This is a genomic window from Sinorhizobium americanum (assembly GCF_001651855.1).
Taxonomy (GTDB): Bacteria; Pseudomonadota; Alphaproteobacteria; order Rhizobiales; family Rhizobiaceae; genus Sinorhizobium; species Sinorhizobium americanum.
On record NZ_LNQC01000049.1, the window covers coordinates 175,353 to 195,880 of the forward strand.

Genomic DNA, 20,528 nt, shown 5'->3' on the forward strand with positions numbered 1-20,528 from the left:
GCGGCGATCGCCTCCCGGGACTGCGGGCATCGAGCGACGTTGGTTATTGTCCGATGGGCGTGGTCAGCTCCGTTTCGGCGGTGTCGACGACAAACACCGCCAGCAGCCGTGCAGGCTCCGTATCGCTGGCATTCGCGCTTACCTGGTGATGCGAGCCCGGTTCTTCGTAGAAGTTCTCGCCGGCCCTGTAGACCTTTTCCGGCGAGCCGTTGACGCTGCTGCGGATCGCGCCCTCAAGCACGGTTGCATAGATGAAGGCGGATTTCGGATGCGTGTGGGCCGGCGACCCGCCGCCCGGCCCGTATTCGACGAGAACGCCCTTCATGCTCTTGCCGGGGACGTTGGGAAGCGCGTGGTCGAAGACGACGGTTACCTTTCCCGCCGGCCTGTCTTCGGCCGAAGCTGCAGTGAACGAAAGCGCTGCGAAGGCAGCGGCCGAGAGAAATCGGGCAAGCATGGCATTTCTCCTTCGAGGGTAGCTGTCAAAAGGCCAGGGCTGAGCGGGCCGCATCCATCTTTGGCGGCCCGCCGGAGGTTCAGTGGGCGGCTTGCCGGGCGAGCCAATCCTCGAACCGGATTGCGCCGATGCGTGCATTGCTGCCGGGGGTCAGCGATTGATCGTCGAGGACGGAGCCGAAGTAGCGCGCGTGCACGTCCGGTACGACCTTGCGCGCGTCCCTGGTTGCCTTGAGGAAGCGCCTGACCACCTCGTCGAGCGGGATCGCCTCCGGACCGGCCACTTCGACGGTGCCCTTGATCGGCGGCGCAAGCGCGACATCGGTGAGCGCCGCCGCGACATCGTCGGAGGCCATGGGCTGGAACAGCGCCGGCGACAGGCGAATCTCGTCACCGACCGTGCCCGCCTGGGCAATGCCGCCGACGAACTCGAAGAACTGCGTGGCGCGCAGGATGGTGTAGGGAATGCCGGACGCCTTGATGAGGTTTTCCTGCGCGACCTTCGCCCGGAAATAGCCGTTGTCGGGAAGCCGTTCGCTGCCGACGATCGAGAGGGCCACATGGTGGCGGACGCCGGCGGCAGCTTCCGCGGCCAACAGGTTGCGGCCCGACGTCTCGAAGAATTCGAGGACTGCCTTGTCTTCCCAAACCGGCGCGTTGGCGACGTCGACGACGATCTCCGCCCCGTCCAGCGCTTCGGCCAAGCCCTCGCGGGTGATGGTGTTGACGCCGGTGTTGGGGGCGGCTGCGAGCACCTCATGGCCGCGCTCCCTCAGGTTCTTCACGAGTTTCGATCCGATGAGGCCGGTGCCTCCGATGACGACGATCTTCATGGCTCTCTCCGTTTCTGCCGACCGCATCATTGCCGTCGATCCGGGGTGGAGAGTGCCTGCAAGCTTGCCGGAAGTCCTTGCCGCGGGCTTGAATTGACCTTGAGGAAATCTTGGTTATTCGTCCAAGCGGGTTGTCGGTCATCTTGCGGCAGAGATGCGAGCGCGTTACGGCGAGCCGTGCTATCAATGGACAGAAGTGTCGCCGCTGCTCCGGCTGGCAAGCCGAGCCGCTCGGTCGAGGGATGCCGACGTGCAATTCGTGTTTGGAGACTACGCGCTCGACCCCGAGCGCCGGGAGCTTACCCTACGCTCGGAAGTGGTGACCGTCGGGCCGCAGGTCTTCGACCTGCTGCTGCATCTCGTCAGGAACCGCGACCGCGTCGTCAGCAAGGACGATCTGCTTCAGGCGGTATGGAGCGGCCGGATCGTCTCGGAATCGACGATTACCAGCCACATCAACGCGGTGCGCAAGGCAATCGGCGACAACGGTGAAGAGCAGCGCCTGGTCCGCACCGTCGCCCGCAAGGGCTTCCGCTTCATAGGGGTGATCGAGACCGGCGACATCGCAAAACCGAGGCAGCCCGACGGACCGGGCATCGTCGGACACTCGCCCAGCGAAACGGGGGAGCCTCCTTCCGCGCTCGTCCTTCCGGACAAGCCCTCGATCACCGTCCTGCCCTTCCAGAATCTCAGCGGCGACCCGGAGCAGGACTATTTCGCCGACGGCGTTGTGGAGGACATCATAGCCGCCCTGTCGCGCATCCGCTGGCTGTTCGTCATCGCGCGCAATTCGAGCTTCACCTACAAGGGCCGGACGGTGGATACGAGAGACGTCGGCGAAGAGCTTGGCGTGCGCTACGTGCTCGAAGGCAGCGTGCGCAAATCCGGCAACAAGGTGCGCATCACCGGGCAGCTCATCGACGCCACGACCGGGACGCATCTCTGGGCGGAGCGCTTCGAAGGCACGCTCGACGACATCTTCGAATTGCAGGATCAGATAGCCGAAAGCGTCGTCGGGGCGATCGCGCCGCAGCTCGAACGGGCGGAGATCGAGCGCGCCAAGCGCAAGCCGACGGAAAGCCTGGACGCCTATGACTATTACCTGCGCGGCATGGCGAAGCTGCACAGCGGAACCCGGGAGGCCATCGAGGCGGCGCTACCCTTGTTCTACAAGGCGGCCGAGCTTGATGCGGAATTCGCGTCCGCCTACAGCATGGCCGCCTGGTGCCATTTCTGGCGAAAGTTGAACGGTTGGATGATCGATCCTCCGTGCGAGATCGCCGAGGGCGCTCGCCTGGCGCGGCTCGCCGTCCAACTCGGCCGCGACGATGCGGTGGCGCTGACGAGAGGCGGACATGCGCTCGCCCATCTCACCGGCGACCTCGACGGCGGTATCGCGCTCATCGACCGGGCCGTCCTGCTCAATCCCAATCTCGCTCCCGCCTGGTATCTCGGCGGTGCGCTACGCGCGCTTCGCGGCGAAACGGACGCTGCAACTGAACACTTGACGCATGCCGTTCGCCTCAGTCCGCTGGATCCGGAAATGTTCCGCATGCAGGTCGGCATGGCGCTGGCAAATTTCTTCGCCGGGCGCTTCGATCCCGCCTCGGCCTGGGCAGAAAAGGCGCTCGGGAACCTGCCCAGCTTGCTTCCGGCAGCCGCCCTGGCGGCGGCAAGCCATGCGCTCGCCGGGCGCATCGACGAAGCAGGGCATGCGATGCAGCGCCTGCGCACGCTCGATCCGTCCTTGCGCCTCTCCAACCTCAAGGACTGGCTCCCGATCCATCGACCCGAAGATCTGGCGCGGTTCGCGGATGGGCTGCGGCTGGCCGGTCTGCCCGAGTGAGCTCGACGAGCCGAAGCGTGGCCGCCTGTTTTCAGGCAGCCTGATGAGGTTACGCGGCCCGTGCCGCGCCGGCCGGCTGCTCGACGAATGCGATCAGGTCTCTGATGGTGATCAGCGGAAGCCGGTGCGTTTCAGCGAACACCACGAGTTCCGGAAGCCGGGCCATCGTTCCGTCGTCATTGGCAACTTCGCAAATGACGCCCGATGGGGACTTGCCGGCGAGGCGTGCCAGTTCCACCGCCGCCTCCGTGTGTCCGGGCCGGCCGCGCACGCCGTTCGGATGCGCCCGCAACGGAAAGATGTGGCCCGGGCGGGCGAAGTCCGCCGGACGCGCGCCGGGATCCATCAGCGCCTGGACGGTCGCGGCGCGATCGGCTGCGGAAATGCCGGTGGTGGTTGCGGGCAGGTAATCGACGGAGACGGTGAATGCTGTCTTATGGAGCTCGGTGTTCTGCGGAACCATGAGCGGGATATCGAGCGCATCGAGGCGCTCTCCTTCCATCGCGACGCAGATCAGCCCGCGGGCATGCTTCATCATGAAAGCGATCGTATCGGGCGTCACCGCATCCGAGGCGACGATGATGTCGCCTTCATTCTCCCGGTCCTCGTCGTCAACGACGACGACCATGCCGCCCAGCGCCAGGACCGCGACTGCGTCTTCAATTTTCGAGATTGCCATTCCATTGCCTTTCAAGGGTAGCCAGCTTCGGCATCAAACCGCGGCGTTTCGGCCGCTATCCATCCCTTGGGCGAACAAGTCCGCGCCGCTCGACAAAGAGCGGTATGCTGACATTGTCCTCTTCCATCCGGACTGTAACCGTCGGCCCCGGCCTCTCACCGGGTCTGCTGACCTTCCGCATCGGCGGAAGCGCTCGCGGGCTCCCGGATCGCTCCGGATACCGCCGGTGGGGATTTTCACCCCGCCCTGAGAACAAGCGTAGATAAGGAATTTCTGCAGCAAAAAGCAAGAGGCCAGCTCTTGGCCTGCCTCTGAATCTACCAGCAGCAGAAGCCGCCATCGACCAGGAGGTCGACGCCGGTCACGAAGCTTGCCGCATCCGAAAGAAGGAAAACGGCGGGCCCGACCATCTCATCCACCGTCGCCATGCGCTGCATCGGGGTCTGCTCCTCGAACAGCTTGGTCTGGTGCACCATTTCCGGCCGGGTGTTCATCGGCGTGGCCGTGTAACCCGGGCTGATCGTGTTGACGCGGATGCCGCGGCCCACCCATTCCATCGCCATCGACTTCGTCATATGGATGACACCGGCCTTCGAGGCGTTGTAGTGGCATTGGCTGAGGCCGCGGTTGACGATCACGCCGGACATCGAGGCGATGTTGACGATCGACCCGCGGCCGGTCTTCAGCATCGCCCGTGCTTCCGCCTGGCAGGACAGGAAAACACCTTTCAGGTTGATGTCCATCATCGTCTGGAACTGGCTTTCCTCCATCTCCTCGGCCGGACTGGCATTGGCGATGCCGGCCGCGTTGACGGCAAGGGCAAGCGGGCCGAGTTCGGCTTCGGTGCGGGCGACCGCCTCGTTGAGTGCCGCGCCATTGGTCACGTCGGCGGCGATCCGGATGCTGCGGCGGCCCGCGCCGGCGATGAATTCCGCGGTCTTCGCCAGTCCATCGTCGGTGCGGCGATCGAGCAGCGCAACGTCGGCGCCGCACTGCGCCAGCCCCATGGCGATGCGTTGCCCGATGCCGCTGCCAGCCCCCGTCACGAAGGCGACGTTGCCGGAGAGATCGAACAATTTCGGCGCATTGAGCGTGATTTCGGACATGATGACTTATCCCTCGTTTAGCTGGTTGCCAGTTCCATGACCGAGACGTCGTTTGCTTCTTCGCGGTCAAGGATACCGGTCTGTCTGCCCTGGGCCATGACCATGATCCGGTTGGAGACGCCAAGCACCTCTTCGAGATCGGAACTGACCACGATCACCGCGACACCCTGGCGGGCGAGGTCCATGATGAGGTCGTAGATCGACGAGCGGGCACCGACGTCGATGCCGCGCGTCGGTTCGTCGAGCACGACGACCTGGGGCTTGCGCGCCAGCCATTTGGCGAGCACCACCTTCTGCTGGTTGCCGCCGGAAAGCTCGCCGGCGTCCTGGTGGCCGCGGCCCTTCACGCCGAATTTCCTGATGCACTCGTCGGCGAACTGTTTGAGACGTCGGGAGGAAACCCAGCCGTTGCGGGCGATTGCGCCGAGATTGGCATAGCCGATGTTCTCGGCGATCGAATGATCGAGCACGACGCCCTGGAGCTTGCGGTCCTCCGGCACGAGAACCATCCCGGCACGGATCGCCTCGATGGGCGAGCGCGGCGTCACGGCCTTGCCATTCAAGAGAATCTCGCCACCGGAAATCGGATCGGCGCCGGTGATGGCGCGCACGAGCTCGGTTCGGCCGGCGCCCATGAGGCCGGCGATGCCGAAGACCTCGCCCTTGCAGACTGAAAAGCTGATATTGCGGAATGCATTCGTCGGCGAGGTGAGATCGCGCACTTCAAGCGTGACCTCTTCCCGAGGCGTCGGCAGGGCCGGGAACATGCGTTCGAGCGAGCGTCCGACCATGGCCTCGACGATGGTGCGGATCGGCACGTCGCCGCTGTCGAATTCCTGCACCTTGGCGCCGTCGCGCATGACGACCACGCGGTCGGCGATCTGGCGGATTTCCTCGAGACGGTGCGAGATATAGATGATGCCCACCCCGTCCGCCTTCAGCCGTTCGATCTGCTGGAAGAGGAGCTGGGTTTCCTCGCCGCCGAGCGCGGCGGTCGGCTCGTCGAGGATCAGAAGGCGGGCATTGAGCGTCAGCGCCTTGGCGATTTCGATGAGCTGCTGCTTGCCTGTCGAGAGCCCTTCGACGAGGCGGTCGGGCGAGATCTCGAGACCCAGCCGCTTCAGACTGCTGCGCGCCCTTTCTTCCATCGCCCTGCGGTCGACCCGGCCCGCCTTCATCGGATAGCGACCGACGAAAACGTTCTCGGCGATCGAGAGCTTCGGGAGCAATTTCAGCTCCTGATGGATCATGCCGACCCCCTCGTCCATCGCGGCACGGGGGTTGGCGGGCGCATAGGCTGCCCCAAGCCAGGTCATTTCACCGGCGGACGGCTGCACGGTGCCGGAAACAATGTTCGACAGGGTCGATTTCCCGGCACCGTTTTCGCCAAGCAGCGCCACGACCTCACCCGGATAGATGTCGAGATCGACACCGTGCAGGACCCTGATCGGACCGTAGGACTTCTGGATCCCACGGAGCGAGAGGATGGGAGAGCGGGTCGTCATGGCGCTGATGCCTTTCGGGTATCGATCCGGTTACGGATGGCTCTTCACGAACTCCGGAGCATTGTCGCAGGTCGTCAGCACGGCATTCGGCGTCTGGCGCTCTTCGACCTTCTGACCGGCGGCCACGGCAAGCGCCGATTCGACCGCAAGGACGCCCATCCTCTGGGTGCTCTGCGTGGCCGTGGCGATGAACGGACCCTTGCACTTGGCGAGATATTCGAGCGCCGAAACGTCGCCGTCATAGCCGCCAATGATCACCTTGTCGGAGAGGTTGGCAACGTCTACGGCTTTCGCAGCACCCATCGCCAGGCCGTCCGCCTGGCCGAAGATGATCTTGATGTCGGGGTTTGCCTGCAGCATGTTCTGGGCGATCGAGAAGCCTTCGTCCGCCGACCACATGTTGCTCCACTGCTGGGCGACGAGTTCCACGCCCGGAGCCTCGTCGATGGCGCGCTTGCAACCGGTGAAGCGATCGACTTCTGGCGTCGTGCCCTTCTGGCCGTGGATGATTGCCATCTTGCCCGAACCGCCGGCCTTTTCGATGATGTGCTTGCAGACGGCGTAGGCGGATTCGACGCTTTCGCCGGCGATGAAGGTATCGCCCGGCGCGCCCTCCGGGACACGGTCGACATTGATCACCGGAATGCCGGCTTCACGGGCAAGGCGGGTCGGCACGGCGGCCGCTGCTGCACCGGCCGGAATATAGATGAACGCGTTGATGTCCTGCGTCATAAGGTCCTGGACCTGGTTGACCTGGGTGGCGGTGTCGTTCTTCGCGTCGACCACCACGACGTCGATACCCTTTTCCTTCGCGTATTTTTCGACGCCGAGCTTGATCTGGTTGAAGAAGTCCGCCTGAAGGTTCGGCACCGCGAGGCCGATCTTCTTGACTTCCGCGGCCGATGCACCGAGCGGGGACATCAGGACCGCAGCGGTGGTTGCCGCCAACAGCAGGTTGGACAGTTTCATGGGGTTCTCCTCCGAGTTGCTCTGTGGATTTCCTGGTTTCGCAGGATTCCACCTCCCTTTTGCCGGCCCGCACCATTGCTGACCGTTTTCGCTTCCCCGCCGCGTTGCTGCATGCGGGGTGAACAGTGGCTATTTCCGTTTGCGATAGGTCTCGGCGGTGACGGCCAGCACGATGACGCCGCCGATGATCACCTGCTGCATGAACGGGGATACGCTCAGCAGGTTGAGGCCGTTGCGCAGGATGCCGATGATCAGCACGCCGATGATGGTGCCGCCGATGCCGCCCGTGCCACCGGAGAGCGACGTGCCGCCGATGACGACCGCGGCGATGGCGTCGAGCTCGTAGGAGACACCGGACGAGGGTTGGACCGAGTCGAGCCGTGCCGCCAGCACCATGCCTGACAGCCCCGCCAGGAGGCTGCATACCACGTAGACGAGCACTGTCGCCCGCTGGACGTTGATGCCGGCAAGCCGCGCCACTTCGGCGTTGCCGCCGATGGCGTAAAGGACGCGCCCGCCATGGCGATAACGCTGGTAGAGGAGGCCGACGACGAAGACCACCAGCATCACCGCGACCGTCAGCGTCAGGAAGCCGCCGAAGCGCACGATGGCCATGGTATTGAACCAGGCGGGAAAGCCGATGATCTGCTGGCCGTCGGTGATCATGTTGGCGAGGCCGCGAGCGATCGACATCATGGCAAGCGTCGCGATGAAGGCCGGCACGTTGAAGCGCGTGATGAGAAGGCCGGCGACCAGGCCGTTCAGCGAAGCGACCAGCAGGGCGAGCGGAATGGCGATCCACATAGGCACGCCGGCAACGACGTTTAGATAGCCGAGCACCATCATCGCCAGCGCCATGACCGAACCGACGGCAAGGTCGATGCCGCCGATCAGGATGACCATCGTCATGCCGACGGCCATGATGCCCAGTACCGTGATCTGGTCGAGCACGTTCAGGAAGTTCCTGATCGAAAGGAACTTGTCGCTGGCGAAGGTGAGAAACAGGCACAGGACAATGAGGCCGAGCAGCGGACCCGTGGCCCCTCGCATCGACTGAAGCATCCCGCCCGCGAATCCTTGCCGCTCCGTCGCTGTCGCAAGCATGGCGCCCTCCTCCCGTTTCCGGCTTCCTCACCGGTAGCCAGCATAAATATTCAATCTTGTCTGTAAATTCGTACCTTATCGATCCTCGCCGTGTCAACACGGTTCTTTGGGCTTTTCTACTCTTCCGCACCTTGACATGCTGCGGTGTCATGCAATTATATAGGTCATTGTATATTTATTCACAACGAGGGATTCATGCAGCCGAACGATCTCGACCGCATCGCTCGACAGATCCGACTTCGCGATCTGCAGGCGGTTTTCGAAGCCGGCGCCGGCCATATCGGCGGGGAAATGTCCGCCATCGACATTCTGACGGCGCTCTATTTCCGTGTGCTTCGCATATCGCCCGATCAGCCGAAGCATCCGGACCGCGACCGTTTCGTGCTGTCGAAAGGCCATGTCGCGCTGGCGCTTTATGTAACGCTCGCCAAGCGCGGCTTCCTGCCCGAGGAAGAGATCGGCACCTTCCTCAAGCCGCATTCGCGGCTGAACGGGCACCCGAACTGCACCAAGGTTCCGGGCGTCGAGACCAATACCGGGCCGCTCGGTCACGGCCTGCCGGTGGCGGTCGGCATGGCCAAGGCCGCCAAGCTGACCGGCGCCGAGTACCACACCTATGTCTTGACCGGTGACGGCGAGATGCAGGAGGGATCGAACTGGGAGGCGATCGCCGCCGCGGCGCAGTTCGGCCTCGACAATCTGACGCTGATCATCGATCACAACCGCTTCCAGCAGGGCGCCACGCTGAAGGACACCAACAATCTCGCCCCCTTCCCTGCCAAGCTCGAAGCCTTTGGCTGGGACGCCACCGAGATCAACGGCAACGATATGGACGAAATCGTTCCCGCACTGGAGCGCCGCGGCAACCGCCCGCACGCAATCGTCGCCCATACCAACAAGGGCCACGGCATTTCCTTCATGCAGGACAAGGTGGACTGGCACCACAAGGTGCCGAATGCCGAACAATACCAGATCGCCCTGGCCGAGCTTTCGGAGACTTTGTGATGAAAGACGTGATCACCTCTCCCAAGCTGCACGACTGCCGCGACGCCTTCGTTGCCGTGCTGGAGCGTCTCGGCGCGGACAATCCCAAGATCGTGGCGGTCTGCAACGACTCCGTCGGCTCGTCGAAGCTCAACGGGTTCAAGTCCAAATGGCCGGAACGGCTGGTCAATGTCGGCATTGCCGAGCAGGCCATGGTGGGCGTAGGCGCCGGTCTTGCCAATGGCGGTCTGCTACCCTTCGTTTGCGGCGCCTCCTGCTTCCTGACCGGCCGTTCTCTGGAGCAGATCAAGGCCGACATCGCCTATTCCAACGCCAATGTGAAACTGATCGGCATTTCCTCCGGCATGGCCTATGGCGAGCTTGGGCCCACGCACCATTCGATCGAGGACTTCGCCTGGACCCGAGTGCTGCCGAACCTGCCGGTGATCGCCCCCTGCGACTCGGTCGAGACCGCCGCGGCGGTGGAATGGGCGGCCCACTATGACGGACCGGTGTTCCTGCGCCTGTCGCGCGTCGGTGTTCCGGACCTCCTGCCGGCCGGGCACAGGTTCGAGCTCGGCAAGGCCAACCTGTTGCGTGACGGCGACACCATCACGCTGATCGCCAACGGCACGCTGACCCACCGCATGTTGAAGGCGGCCGACCTGCTCGCCGAACAGGGGGTCGAGGCTCGCGTGCTGAACATGGCGACGGTCCGCCCGATCGACGTCGAGGCCGTGGTGAGCGCCGCCCGCGAAACCGGGGCGATCCTGACGGCGGAAGAGCATTCCACCTTCGGCGGCCTCGGCTCGGCCATCGCCGAAGTCGTCGTGGCAGAAGCGCCCGTGCCGATGAAGGTCCTGGGCGTTCCGGGCATCTTCGCCCCGACCGGCTCGGCCGAGTTCCTGCTCGACGAATTCGGTATGTCGCCTGCCGCCATCACTGAGGCGGCCATCGCTTTGATTGCACGGAAGTCTTTTCGCGCTTGATGCTGCGCGTCTAGAGTCCGTGCCGGGCGCGGCAAACCCTCCCTATCGCCGCGCCCCCAATTCACGCCTGCCGGAGTTGCCATGACGACCGCCATCCTCGCCATCGACCAGGGCACCACGAATTCCAAGGCCGTGCTTGTCTCCACGGCCGGCGAAATCCTGTCGCGCGGCTCGTCTCCGGTCGGCATCGAGCACCCGCAGCCCGGCTGGGTAGAGCAGAGCCCCTCGCGCATATGGGACTCGGTCCAGGAGGCGATTGCTGCGTGCCTGCACGCCGGCCCTGAGGTCGACGTCCTCGGCATCGCGATTTCCAACCAGCGCGAATCCGTCACCATCTGGGATGCCGCAACAGGCAGGCCGCTCGGGCCGGTCGTGAGTTGGCAATGCCGCCGCAGCGCACCGGCCTGCACCGAACTGGTCTTGGCCGGCCACGCGCCCCGCGTCCAGGCGCTCACCGGCCTGCCCATCGATCCGATGTTCCCCGGCCCGAAGATGAAGTGGCTGCTGGAGCGTGTGCCGCCGGGACACGAAGTGCGGCTCGGTACGATCGACGCCTGGCTGATCCATTGCCTCACCAATGGCGCAATCCATGCCTGCGACGCTTCGAATGCCGCCCGCAGCCAGCTTTACGACCTCAACCGGCAGGCCTGGAGCGACGAGCTCTGCGACCTGTTCGGTGTGTCGAAATCCGCCCTGCCCGAGGTACGCGACAGCGCGTCGCGCTTCGGCGTGACCCGGAACGTGCCGGGCCTCAGAGACGGCATTCCGATTGCCGCGGCGATCGGCGACAGCCATGCGGCGCTCTTCGGACACGGCGCCTTCCGTCCCGGCGACGGCAAGGTGACCTTCGGCACCGGCTCGTCCGTGATGACGACGCTGCCCCGCTTCATCGCGCCCGAGCAGGGAATCACGACGACGATCGCCTGGTCGATCGACGGCCGGCCGACCTATGCCTTCGAGGGCAATATCCTCGTCTCGGCCGCGGCGCTCCCCTGGATGGTCGAGATGCTCGGCCTTGCCGACGTGCAGGCCCTGACCGACCTTGCCGCAACCGCCGAGCCCGGCGGGCCCGGCTTCGTCCCGGCCTTCGTGGGCCTCGGCGCACCCTATTGGCAGTCCGATGCGCGGGCGCTGTTTTCCGGTATCACCTTCAACACTACCCGCGCCCAGATGGCCCGCGCGGTGACCGATTCGATGGCCTTCCAGGTCCATGACGTCTTCAAGGTCATGTCGGCGCAGTCGCCGACGCCGCTCGGCCGCCTCTATGCGGATGGTGGGCCGAGCAGGAACACCTTCCTGATGCAGTGCGTGGCCGACACGCTGAACCACGCCGTCACCCAGTGTGACGCGCCGGAGGCCTCTGCCCTTGGCGCCGCCTATCTGGCCGGGCTTTCGCTGGGCGTGTGGCCGGATCTTGCCGCCATTGCCGCCCTGCCGCGCCCTGGCAATCCTATCGCGCCGCGTGTTTCCGACGCCACTGATCGCCTCCAGGTCTGGCGGGACGCAATCTACCGCTCGACCGTTCCGGGTCCTTCCACTATGAGTGAATAAAAATTCACGCCTGGAGGTTTCCATGGGACGGCTCAACGAGCTGCGACTGATCGCCCGAGTTGCTCAGATGTATCATATCGAAGGCAAGCGGCAGGCAGAGATCGCCGAGGTCATGCGCATGTCGCAGGCGACCGTGTCGCGCATGCTGAAGCGGGCCGAGCAGGAAGACATCGTACGGACCACAGTCATTCCGCCGCCGGGCACCTTCGCCGATCTCGAAACCGCGTTGCGCGAGCGCTACGGCCTGACCGAGGCGATCGTCATCGACTGTTCCGAGGACCGTGACGGCGCGATCATGGCGCGCATCGGCGAGGCGGCCGCCCATTTCTTCGAGGTTACCCTGCAGCAGGACGAGATCATCGGCGTCTCGAGCTGGAGCCAGACGATCCTGCGCATGGTGGATAACATCCACCCGCTCAAGACGGCCAAGGCGAAATACATCGTGCAGATCCTCGGCGGCATGGGGGACGCCTCGGTCCAGACCCACGCCACGCAGCTGACGGCGCGTCTTGCCAGGCTCACCGGCGGCGAGCCGCGGCTGCTTCTCGTCCAGGGCATCACCTCCTCGCGCGAGGCGAAACTCGTCATGCTGGCCGACCCGGTCGTGCGCGAAACGATGGACCTCTTCGGCCGGCTCAGCCTGGCGATCGTCGGCATCGGTGCGGTGGAGCCGTCTGAGCTCCTCGCCCGCTCCGGCAATACGTTCTCCCGCCAGGAAATGGCGATGCTGCACGAGGCCGGCGCCGTCGGCGAGATTTCCTACCGCTTCTACGACAGGGACGGAAAGCCGGTCGAAACGCCGCTCAACGACCGGGTCATCGGCATTTCGCTGGAAGACCTCAGGAAAGCCGACCGCGTCATGGCGCTGGCGGGCGGAGAATCGAAAACCGAAGCCATTGCAGGCGCCCTGAAACTCGGCGTCATCGATGTGCTTGTCACCGACAAGTTCACTGCGGCTCGGCTCACGGCCTGATCTTGCCCGAGATCAGCCTAAGGCAGCTCGCGCATTATGGAGGAAAGACCATGAGACGTTTTGCAGGCCAGACGGTTTTCGTCACCGGGGGCAACAAAGGGATCGGCCGCGGCATCGCCAAGCGCTTTGCCGATGAAGGGGCCAAGGTCGCCATCGCCGCAATCGAGAAGGACACGCCGGCAGCCGCCGAGGCGCTCGCCAATGAGACCGGCGCGGAGGTGATCGGCATCGTGCTGGACGTGACCGACGCCGCGGCCGTGCAGGACGCCTATGGCGATGCCGAAGCGAAGCTCGGCGCCATCTCCGTATCCGTCCAGAATGCCGGGGTCATCACCATCGCCAAGGTCGAGAACCTCACCGAACGCGAATGGGATCTGAACCTCGACGTCAATACCAAGGGCGTGTTCCTGTGCTGCCAGGAGGCGATCCGCCGCTTCCGCGCCAGCGGCACGAAGGGCCGCCTGATCAACACCGCCTCCGGCCAGGCGCGGCAGGGCTTCATCTACACCCCGCACTACGCCGCCTCGAAGTTCGGCGTCGTCGGCCTGACGCAGAGCCTTGCCAAGGAACTCGCCCGCGAAGGCATTACCGTGAACGCCATCTGCCCCGGCATCATCCACACCGAGATGTGGGACTACAATGACAGGGTCTGGGGCAAGATGCTCGGCGAATACGGCCCGGGCGAACTCATGGCCGAATGGGTCGAGGGCATTCCGATGGGCCGCGCCGGGACGCCTGCCGAAGTCGGCGCCCTCGTCGCCTTCCTGGCCTCGGCGGATGCGGCTTACATCACCGGACAGACGATCAACGTCGACGGCGGATTGATCATGTCGTGAGGGTTGGCTTGGAGACCTCCCCCACGTCCATTGCGCATGGGGCATCCTCCGACATTCCGCGCGCCGATTTGTTGCTGTGCCACTAATGGAAGCGAATGACCGCGCAGCCGTGGTGCCCGAGCGTCAGGCGGCCATCGAGCTCTTTGCCACTGAGCAGATCGACTCCCGACGGAAGCGATGAAAGGTCAACCGGGCCCTCATCCGTATTGAGCACGAACAACAGCTTGCGATCCGCCGCTTCGCGGACGGTCACCTCGACGTTGGCGGGAAGGTCGGCGACGAGGGGAGCGATGCCGGCGCGTGCGAATACCTGCTCTGCCAGGCTCTCGACCAGAGCGTCGGTGAGGTAGGTGCCCATATAGATGGCGCTGCCCTCGCCCACTCTGCGGCTGGTAATGGCCGCGCGGCCGCTGGCGAAGCGGCTGCTCCAGCGGCCAAGTACCTCGACGTCCGCATCGACTTCGAGTAACTCGTAGAGATGGGCGGCTTCGTGCTCCCGGTTGCCGAGGACGAACGTGTATCCTCGCGCGGCGGAGCTGGCGGCAAGTCGCCTTGCCGGATTGTGCAGTCCGAACTCCGTGCCGTTCAGGCCGAACAAGCCGTCGGCGCCGGGCTCGGCCACGCGGCCGAACTCCTCGACGCGAACGCCGCAGAGTTCGGAAAGCCCGCGGCCCGGAGCCCGTACCGTCGGGATGTGGTTATGTTCGTCCCGGGTTCCGGTCATGGCACCGATTACCAGCGTGCCGCCATTGCGGACGAAGGCTTCGATATTCGCATTCCATTCGGGCTTCCACATCACCCAATGCGGAACATAGAGCAGCTTGATGCGGGAGAGATCGTCTTCCGGATGGATGAAGCCGCAGGCGATGCCCTTGGAGTGGCAATAGCGGTGCAGGTGGACGGCATTTTCCAGCGGGCTCGGCATGCCCATGGGATAGGTCTTGTAGGCTTCCTGATTGTCGAAATCGGCGCCTGCGATAGCGACGTCCATGCGGACGGTGGTGCCGAGAAGATCCTTTTTGATCCTGGCGATGTCGCGGGCAAATGCCGCGGCTTCCTCGTAGCGGCGACGCGGCACATCGTCGTGGTCGATGATCCCCATCCAGTAGATCTCGGCGCCGTAATGCGCCGGTCGCCACCGGAAGAACATCAGCCCGTCCGCGCCGCGTGCCACCGAGCTCAGCGCCATGCGGCGCATCTCTCCCGGCTCGGGCGTCATTGTCGAAAACCCCGGCTGCGCGCCAAAGCCGGAGGCCTGCTCCGGAACGATGAAATTGCCGCCATATGCGCGGCAGATATCGAGATGCAGGGCCTGCGTCGCCGCGTGGCCGCCGGTGCGGCGCATCTCGTCATAAAGCATCGGATAGATGTCGAAGCCGAGAAAATCGAGGTCTTGGCCGAACTGGCCGCGAAAGTCGATGTCTTCGAGACGGCCGAGATTGTGGAAGATGAACCAGTCCGGGTTCGCGCGGCGCAGGATTTCCACCTGGTCATGCTGGAAGGCTGCCGTCGCGTGAGCGAGGAAGCGGTGATAGTCCTGGACGTGACCCGGGCTCGGAAACCCTGGATTGTGCTGGCGCGGCACCGTGACTTGATCGAAATTGTCATAGGCCGTGGCCCAGAAATTGCCGCCCCAGGCGAAGTTCAGCGCGTCTATCGCCTCGTAGCGATCGGTAAGGTAGCGGCGGAACGCGCGCTCGGTCGCTTCCGAATAGGAGGTCGAGGACGTCGTGTTGAGCTCGTTGTCGGTCTGCCAACCGATGATATGCGGGTTGTCGCGATAGTGGTTCGCCAGCGCCTCGGTGATCCTGCGGCTGTGCATGCGATAGACGGGACTATTGGTATCGGCATGCTGTCGCGAGCCGTGCGTCGCCACGCGGCCATTCTCGTCGACGCGCAGCACCTCCGGATAGGTCGCCGTCAGCCAGCGGGGCGGGGTGGCGGTCGGCGTGCAGAAGATCGTCTTGATGCCTTGCGAACCCAGCACCTCGATTGCCCGGTCGAAGAACGAAAAATCGAACACGCCCTCGCGCGGCTCCATGATGTGCCAGGCGAATTCGCCGAGCCGAACGACGTTGAAGCCGGCCGCCGCCATGCGCTCGGCGTCGCGCTGCCAATAGCTTTCGTCCACATGCTCGGGATAGTGCGGGGTGCCGATCAAAAAATCGTCGAGATTGAGGGTGCGCCAAACCGAGAGCGGCGCTGGAGCAGTGCGCTTCATTTCGTTCTTTTCCTTATTCAGAGGCTCGCGACAGGCTTGGGAGAGCTGATGGTGCGGCCTTCGGCGGTGAAGAGATAGGCCTCGCGGGCATCGAAGCCGATGGAAACGGATGCGGCGGTCTGGAATGGGCGGATATCGCCGATCTGTACCGTGAAGACACCGGTGCCACTGTCGGAACCGGTCGTCACCAGATCGCCCGCATCGACATAGACGATAGTCTCGCGGCCGAGATATTCGGTGAGCCGCACCTGTCCGGCGAACTTGAAATCGGATCCTGCCCCGTCGATGCGAAGCTTTTCGGGGCGAATGCCGATCGTCACCGTGTCGCCTCTGGTGGCCGGTTCCGCCAGCTCGTCGAACGTCACGCCATGGCCGCCGGCACAGGCAACACGGGCGCTGCGGCCGGAAGTTTCGACGACTTTGCCGGCGACGAAATTCATGCGCGGCGCGCCGAGGAACCCGGCAACGAAAAGGTTGGCGGGGTTGTTGTAGAGCTCGAGCGGCGCACCCACCTGCTCGATGCGGCCGCGATTGAGCACGACAATGCGGCTCGCCATGGTCATCGCCTCGACCTGGTCATGCGTCACATAGATCATCGTCGCGCCGAGCTCGGCGTGGAGCGTCGAAAGCTCGACCCGCATCTGAGTGCGAAGCGCCGCGTCGAGGTTCGACAGGGGCTCGTCGAACAGGAAGACGTCGGGCGACCGCGTGATGGCCCGGCCAATCGCGACGCGCTGCCGTTGGCCGCCGGAAAGTTGCTTGGGGCGCTTTTCGAGCTGTTCCTCGAGCCGCAGGATGTTCGCCGCCCGCGTGACGGCCGCATCGATCTCAGCCTTCGGGCGCTTGGCCATGCGGAGGCCGAAACCCATGTTCTCCCGCACAGTCATGTGCGGATAGAGCGCGTAGGACTGGAAGACCATGGCGATGCCGCGATCTCCCGGCTCCAGCCTGGTGACGTCCCTGCCGCTGATCCGCATCTTGCCGGAGGTCACCGTCTCAAGGCCGGCGATCGTCTTCAGGAGCGTGGACTTGCCGCAGCCGGACGGGCCGACCATGACGACGAACTCACCCTCTTCGATGGAAAGATTGATGTCCTTCAGCGCATGGAAACCGCCATAGTGTTTCTGGACATCGTGGATTTCTACGCTGGTCATTCGAAGCATCCCTGTCGTTAAAGCGTCAGCCCTTCACCGCGCCGACGGTCAAGCCGGCGATGAAATGGCGTTGCATGAGGAAGAACATCACGACGGGCGGGATCGCGACCATGATCGTGGCTGCCGCGACGAGATTCCAGGCCGAAACCCATTCACCGCGCAGATTGCTGAGGCCCGCCGTGACCGGCTTGACGGCATCGCTCTGGGTCAGCACGATCGCCCAGAAATAATCGTTCCAGACGAAGGTGAAGGTGAGGATCGCCAGGGCCGCCAGGGCCGGACGGATGAGCGGCAGCACCACATGGACCAGCGTCTGGCCCGGAGAAGCCCCTTCCGCCCGCGCCGCCTGGAAGAGTTCATCCGGCAGGGCGGCGATGAAGTTGCGCATGAACAGTGTCGCAAAGCCGGTCTGGAAGGCGATGTGGAAGACGATCAGCGCATAGAATGTGTCGTAGAGACCGATCGACACCATCAGGTCGCGCACCGGAATCATCATGATCTGCGCCGGCAGGAAATTGCCGCCGACGAAGAGCGCGAACATCAGATTGGCGCCGCGGAACCGGTAGCGCGACAGGACATAGCCGGTGAGCGTCGACAGCACCAGCACGCCGAGCACCGACGGCAAAGTGATAATCAGGCTGTTGAGGAAATAGCGGGCCATGGCCGTCTGGGTGAAGACGGCGGTGTAGTTTTCGACGAAGTTGATGCTTTTCGGCCAGCCCCAGTAATTGCCGGCCATCACTTCCTCGAAGGAGCGAAGCGAGGTTGCCATCACCGCCATCAGCGGGACGAGCCAGAGGATCAGGACCAGCGCCACCATGCCGGCATAGCCTGCCCGGCGAAGCGATGAGTCTTCGGAAATCGGACGCGGATACATCAGGCGCTCTCCCGTTCGGGCTTCAGCAGCGTGCGCAGGTACCAGGCGATGAAGGCGGCCATGATGACGAAGAGTACGGTGGCGATGGCGGCCCCGTAGCCGAAGCGGTAGGAGAAAATCGATTGTTCATACATCTGGTAGGCGAGCACGGTCGATGAGCCGAACGGACCGCCCGAGGTCATGACCGCGACCATGTCGAACGAGCGCAGCGCACCGATCACGGTCACGGCCAGCGCGATGAAGCTGACCTCGCGCAATTGCGGCAGGACCACGTGCCAGAGCATCGGCCAGCCACGCGCACCATCAACGCGGCCCGCGCCGATAAGGTCCTCGCTCAGATTATTGAGGCCAGCGAGGAATAGCACCAGACAGAAGGCGACCTGCGGCCAGAGAGCGGCAACGACGACCGCGAAGGTCACGAAATGCTCGTCGGAGAGCAGCGCCGGTGCGGTGGCGCCGAAATAACCGAAAAGCAGTGACAGCAGCCCGAAACTCGGGTCGTAGACCCAGGTGAAGACGACGCCGACGGTCACGGAAGCGAGGACGAGCGGCACGAAGAACAGCGATTTCATGACCCGCATGCCTCTGATCGGCTGATTGAGCAACAGTGCCAGCGCCAGACCCAGAGGCGGCGCCAGCATGAACAGGCCAAGCCAGATCAGATTGTTCCTGAGCGAGACGTAGAACTGCGGATCGTCGAAAAGCTGCGCATAGTTCGCGAGACCCACCCACTGCATTGCGCCGACGCCGTCCCAGTCGAAGAACGACACCCAGATCGTCTGGATGGACGCCATGATGATGACGATCCCGAACAGAAGTGCGCCGGGCAGGATGAACAAGGTTGGAGCCATCCAAGCGCGATGGCTTCGCCAGAAACCGGACATCTGATTATGCCTTCGAGATTTAGTATGAGGCCCCGCGAGCTCCGGACAGGAGTGCACCGGATGTGCAACCCCTGTCCGAAGTGCGGCGACGCCAGGGAGGCAGCGTGGCCGCCGGAGGTCGACGATCAGGCCTTGAAGATGCGCTTGCGCGTCCCTTCGAGCCGCTCGAGGATCTGATCGCGCCGGTCCGGCTTGACCATGAATTCCTGGAAGCCCTTCAATCCTTCCTGGGCCATGTCGGGATCGGTGTCGCGGTCGTAATACTGGGCCGAACCCTCGACACTCTTCAGCGATTCCACCGCAGCGTTGACCAAAGAATCCTTGCTCGGCGGGCAATCATTGCGCGGCGGCACCGCGCTTTCGGCCTCAAGGAAGGCGGAAAGGTTCTCGGGTTTGTAGAAATACGCCAGGAAGTCGCGTGCGTTTTCCTTGTTCTTGGCGTTTTTCGGCACATGGATGGAGTTGAGGGCAAAATCCTCGTAGCGCGCCAGGCCGGGCGTGATTTCCGGGAACGGCGCAAAGCCGATCTGATCGACCTGGTCCTGCGGAAACCCGTATTTGACGAAGCCGGCGAGATCCATCATCGCCGCCTTTTTCTGCGCAAGCGCGGCCGCCGCCTGTTCCCAGCCGAAGGATGTATGGTTCTGGCCGAAGAGCCCGGCATTGACGAGCTCGGCCCATTTGTCGAAGACCGGTATCATAGCCGGATCGGTGTAAGACATCTTGCCGTCCATCAGCGCCATATGCTTGTCGAGGCCGTTGATGCGCAGGTTCATGTGGTCGAACCAGCCAGCGGCCGGCCACATTTCCTTGGTGCCGATGCTGACCGGGACCATGCCTGCAGACTTGGCCTTCTCGCCAAGCGCCAGGAGTTCGTCGAGTGTCGCGGGCGGGCTCCAGCCTTTCTCAGCGAAAACGTCCTTGCGGTAGAACATTCCCCAGAGCAGGCCGCCCAGCGGCAATCCATATTGCTTTCCGTCGACGGTAACCGCACCAGCCGAGGGGCCGAGGACGCTCTTGTAATTCTCCCGTTCGAAGAGATCGGAAATGTCGTCGAACAGGTCGCGCTTGACGAAGGCTTTCATGCGGTTGCCGGAGAACCAGAAGCAGAGGTCCGGCGCGCCGACCACGAGATAGCTGCGGATCGCGGTCTTGTGCGCCTCATGATCCATATTGTTGATCGTGACCGTGACGCCGCTCGCCTTCTGATACTCGCTGGCGATGCGCTGAAGCACGTCGCGCTGTGCGGCGTTGCCGATATTGGAGATGATCGACAATTCCTTGCTCTGCGCTAAGGCCGGGCAGCCAAGCGTAATACCGGTGAATACCGCACCGGCGCCGAGCATGAACTGCCGGCGCGAATGAGTGCCGGCGATCAGCGATGAGACGTCCTTCATTGCCATTCTCTCCTCCCAAGACAAAGCTCCGCCTTTGCCGCGCGAAGGGTTCGCTCGGCAGGGCCAGTTTCTGTAAATGTGCTGAGCGTCGCCGAGCCGGGCGATTGGCCCGCAGGCGAACTCCTCCTCGTTTGCCAACGCTGCGAAGATAGCCTAGCTTGCAC

At 63.8% G+C, this 20,528-nt stretch carries 18 protein-coding genes and 1 riboswitch; of the genes, 6 read left to right on the forward strand and 12 right to left on the reverse strand.

Going from position 1 to position 20,528, the window contains the following annotated elements; genetic code table 11:
- Window positions 1-43: 43 nt before the first annotated feature.
- Both ATC00_RS11730 and ATC00_RS11735 read right to left on the reverse strand, forming a co-directional pair.
- Entirely contained in the window at window positions 44-457 is a 414-nt protein-coding gene (locus tag ATC00_RS11730; protein WP_064252873.1) for a cupin domain-containing protein, read from the reverse strand.
- Between the two features lie 79 nt (window positions 458-536).
- A complete protein-coding gene (locus ATC00_RS11735) occupies window positions 537-1,289 on the reverse strand; it encodes an SDR family oxidoreductase (protein WP_064252874.1) in 753 nt (250 codons plus the stop codon).
- Between the two features lie 250 nt (window positions 1,290-1,539).
- On the opposite strand from ATC00_RS11735, the gene ATC00_RS11740 reads away from it, so the two are divergent.
- On the forward strand, window positions 1,540-3,135 hold the full coding sequence (locus ATC00_RS11740) for a winged helix-turn-helix domain-containing tetratricopeptide repeat protein (RefSeq protein WP_064253062.1): 1,596 nt from the start codon (window positions 1,540-1,542) through the stop codon (window positions 3,133-3,135).
- A gap of 49 nt (window positions 3,136-3,184) precedes the next feature.
- Here the strand turns inward: ATC00_RS11740 and ribB are convergent, their stop codons facing one another.
- The 5 genes from ribB to ATC00_RS11765 all read right to left on the reverse strand — a co-directional run bounded on the left by ribB (window position 3,185) and on the right by ATC00_RS11765 (window position 8,498).
- Window positions 3,185-3,814 carry a 3,4-dihydroxy-2-butanone-4-phosphate synthase gene (gene ribB / locus ATC00_RS11745; RefSeq protein ID WP_064252875.1) on the reverse strand — a complete coding sequence of 210 codons (630 nt, stop codon included), beginning with the start codon at window positions 3,812-3,814 and terminating at the stop codon, window positions 3,185-3,187.
- 111 nt (window positions 3,815-3,925) lie between these two features.
- A riboswitch (FMN riboswitch) is annotated at window positions 3,926-4,072 on the reverse strand.
- 59 nt (window positions 4,073-4,131) lie between these two features.
- Window positions 4,132-4,920, reverse strand: coding sequence for an SDR family oxidoreductase (locus tag ATC00_RS11750; protein ID WP_064252876.1), 789 nt, complete (start codon window positions 4,918-4,920; stop codon window positions 4,132-4,134).
- Between the two features lie 17 nt (window positions 4,921-4,937).
- Window positions 4,938-6,425, reverse strand: coding sequence for a sugar ABC transporter ATP-binding protein (locus tag ATC00_RS11755; protein ID WP_064252877.1), 1,488 nt, complete (start codon window positions 6,423-6,425; stop codon window positions 4,938-4,940).
- Window positions 6,426-6,455: 30 nt separating this feature from the next.
- Window positions 6,456-7,394, reverse strand: coding sequence for a substrate-binding domain-containing protein (locus ATC00_RS11760; protein WP_064252878.1), 939 nt, complete (start codon window positions 7,392-7,394; stop codon window positions 6,456-6,458).
- Between the two features lie 129 nt (window positions 7,395-7,523).
- Window positions 7,524-8,498, reverse strand: coding sequence for an ABC transporter permease (locus tag ATC00_RS11765; RefSeq protein ID WP_064252879.1), 975 nt, complete (start codon window positions 8,496-8,498; stop codon window positions 7,524-7,526).
- Between the two features lie 195 nt (window positions 8,499-8,693).
- Between ATC00_RS11765 and ATC00_RS11770 the strand changes: the two genes are divergently transcribed.
- From ATC00_RS11770 to ATC00_RS11790, 5 genes are all read left to right on the forward strand, one after another.
- Window positions 8,694-9,503 (forward strand): transketolase, encoded by an 810-nt coding sequence (locus tag ATC00_RS11770; protein ID WP_064252880.1) that lies wholly within the window; start codon window positions 8,694-8,696, stop codon window positions 9,501-9,503.
- Window positions 9,503-10,471, forward strand: a complete 969-nt coding sequence (locus ATC00_RS11775) for a transketolase family protein (RefSeq protein WP_064252881.1) — start codon at window positions 9,503-9,505, stop codon at window positions 10,469-10,471. The genes ATC00_RS11770 and ATC00_RS11775 overlap by 1 nt, the downstream gene beginning before the upstream one ends.
- 81 nt (window positions 10,472-10,552) lie before the next feature.
- On the forward strand, window positions 10,553-12,022 hold the full coding sequence (locus ATC00_RS11780; protein WP_064252882.1) for an FGGY family carbohydrate kinase: 1,470 nt from the start codon (window positions 10,553-10,555) through the stop codon (window positions 12,020-12,022).
- A gap of 22 nt (window positions 12,023-12,044) precedes the next feature.
- The gene (locus tag ATC00_RS11785; RefSeq protein WP_064252883.1) at window positions 12,045-12,995 is read left to right on the forward strand and encodes a sugar-binding transcriptional regulator; all 951 of its coding nucleotides are present in this window, start codon (window positions 12,045-12,047) and stop codon (window positions 12,993-12,995) included.
- A 50-nt stretch (window positions 12,996-13,045) separates the two neighbouring features.
- Entirely contained in the window at window positions 13,046-13,831 is a 786-nt protein-coding gene (locus ATC00_RS11790) for an SDR family oxidoreductase (protein WP_064252884.1), read from the forward strand.
- An 82-nt stretch (window positions 13,832-13,913) separates the two neighbouring features.
- On the opposite strand, the gene ATC00_RS11795 is transcribed toward ATC00_RS11790, so the two are convergent.
- From ATC00_RS11795 to ATC00_RS11815, 5 genes are all read right to left on the reverse strand, one after another.
- Window positions 13,914-16,052 carry a beta-galactosidase gene (locus ATC00_RS11795; protein WP_064252885.1) on the reverse strand — a complete coding sequence of 713 codons (2,139 nt, stop codon included), beginning with the start codon at window positions 16,050-16,052 and terminating at the stop codon, window positions 13,914-13,916.
- Window positions 16,053-16,069: 17 nt separating this feature from the next.
- Window positions 16,070-17,206, reverse strand: coding sequence for an ABC transporter ATP-binding protein (locus tag ATC00_RS11800; protein WP_064252886.1), 1,137 nt, complete (start codon window positions 17,204-17,206; stop codon window positions 16,070-16,072).
- A gap of 25 nt (window positions 17,207-17,231) precedes the next feature.
- Window positions 17,232-18,083, reverse strand: a complete 852-nt coding sequence (locus ATC00_RS11805) for a carbohydrate ABC transporter permease (protein ID WP_064252887.1) — start codon at window positions 18,081-18,083, stop codon at window positions 17,232-17,234.
- A complete protein-coding gene (locus ATC00_RS11810) occupies window positions 18,083-18,967 on the reverse strand; it encodes a carbohydrate ABC transporter permease (protein ID WP_064252888.1) in 885 nt (294 codons plus the stop codon). Before ATC00_RS11810 ends, ATC00_RS11805 begins: the two co-directional genes overlap by 1 nt.
- Window positions 18,968-19,092: 125 nt before the next feature.
- Window positions 19,093-20,370 carry an ABC transporter substrate-binding protein gene (locus ATC00_RS11815; protein ID WP_064252889.1) on the reverse strand — a complete coding sequence of 426 codons (1,278 nt, stop codon included), beginning with the start codon at window positions 20,368-20,370 and terminating at the stop codon, window positions 19,093-19,095.
- Between the last annotated feature and the right edge of the window lie 158 nt (window positions 20,371-20,528).

Coding starts and splice junctions, on each gene's coding strand:
- ATC00_RS11730 (WP_064252873.1), bottom strand. CDS start 457: ATGCTTGCCCGATTTCTCTCGGCCGCTGCCTTCGCAGCGCTTTCGTTC.
- ATC00_RS11735 (WP_064252874.1), bottom strand. CDS start 1,289: ATGAAGATCGTCGTCATCGGAGGCACCGGCCTCATCGGATCGAAACTC.
- ribB (WP_064252875.1), bottom strand. CDS start 3,814: ATGGCAATCTCGAAAATTGAAGACGCAGTCGCGGTCCTGGCGCTGGGC.
- ATC00_RS11750 (WP_064252876.1), bottom strand. CDS start 4,920: ATGTCCGAAATCACGCTCAATGCGCCGAAATTGTTCGATCTCTCCGGC.
- ATC00_RS11755 (WP_064252877.1), bottom strand. CDS start 6,425: ATGACGACCCGCTCTCCCATCCTCTCGCTCCGTGGGATCCAGAAGTCC.
- ATC00_RS11760 (WP_064252878.1), bottom strand. CDS start 7,394: ATGAAACTGTCCAACCTGCTGTTGGCGGCAACCACCGCTGCGGTCCTG.
- ATC00_RS11765 (WP_064252879.1), bottom strand. CDS start 8,498: ATGCTTGCGACAGCGACGGAGCGGCAAGGATTCGCGGGCGGGATGCTT.
- ATC00_RS11770 (WP_064252880.1), top strand. CDS start 8,694: ATGCAGCCGAACGATCTCGACCGCATCGCTCGACAGATCCGACTTCGC.
- ATC00_RS11775 (WP_064252881.1), top strand. CDS start 9,503: ATGAAAGACGTGATCACCTCTCCCAAGCTGCACGACTGCCGCGACGCC.
- ATC00_RS11780 (WP_064252882.1), top strand. CDS start 10,553: ATGACGACCGCCATCCTCGCCATCGACCAGGGCACCACGAATTCCAAG.
- ATC00_RS11785 (WP_064252883.1), top strand. CDS start 12,045: ATGGGACGGCTCAACGAGCTGCGACTGATCGCCCGAGTTGCTCAGATG.
- ATC00_RS11790 (WP_064252884.1), top strand. CDS start 13,046: ATGAGACGTTTTGCAGGCCAGACGGTTTTCGTCACCGGGGGCAACAAA.
- ATC00_RS11795 (WP_064252885.1), bottom strand. CDS start 16,052: ATGAAGCGCACTGCTCCAGCGCCGCTCTCGGTTTGGCGCACCCTCAAT.
- ATC00_RS11800 (WP_064252886.1), bottom strand. CDS start 17,206: ATGACCAGCGTAGAAATCCACGATGTCCAGAAACACTATGGCGGTTTC.
- ATC00_RS11805 (WP_064252887.1), bottom strand. CDS start 18,083: ATGTATCCGCGTCCGATTTCCGAAGACTCATCGCTTCGCCGGGCAGGC.
- ATC00_RS11810 (WP_064252888.1), bottom strand. CDS start 18,967: ATGTCCGGTTTCTGGCGAAGCCATCGCGCTTGGATGGCTCCAACCTTG.
- ATC00_RS11815 (WP_064252889.1), bottom strand. CDS start 20,370: ATGGCAATGAAGGACGTCTCATCGCTGATCGCCGGCACTCATTCGCGC.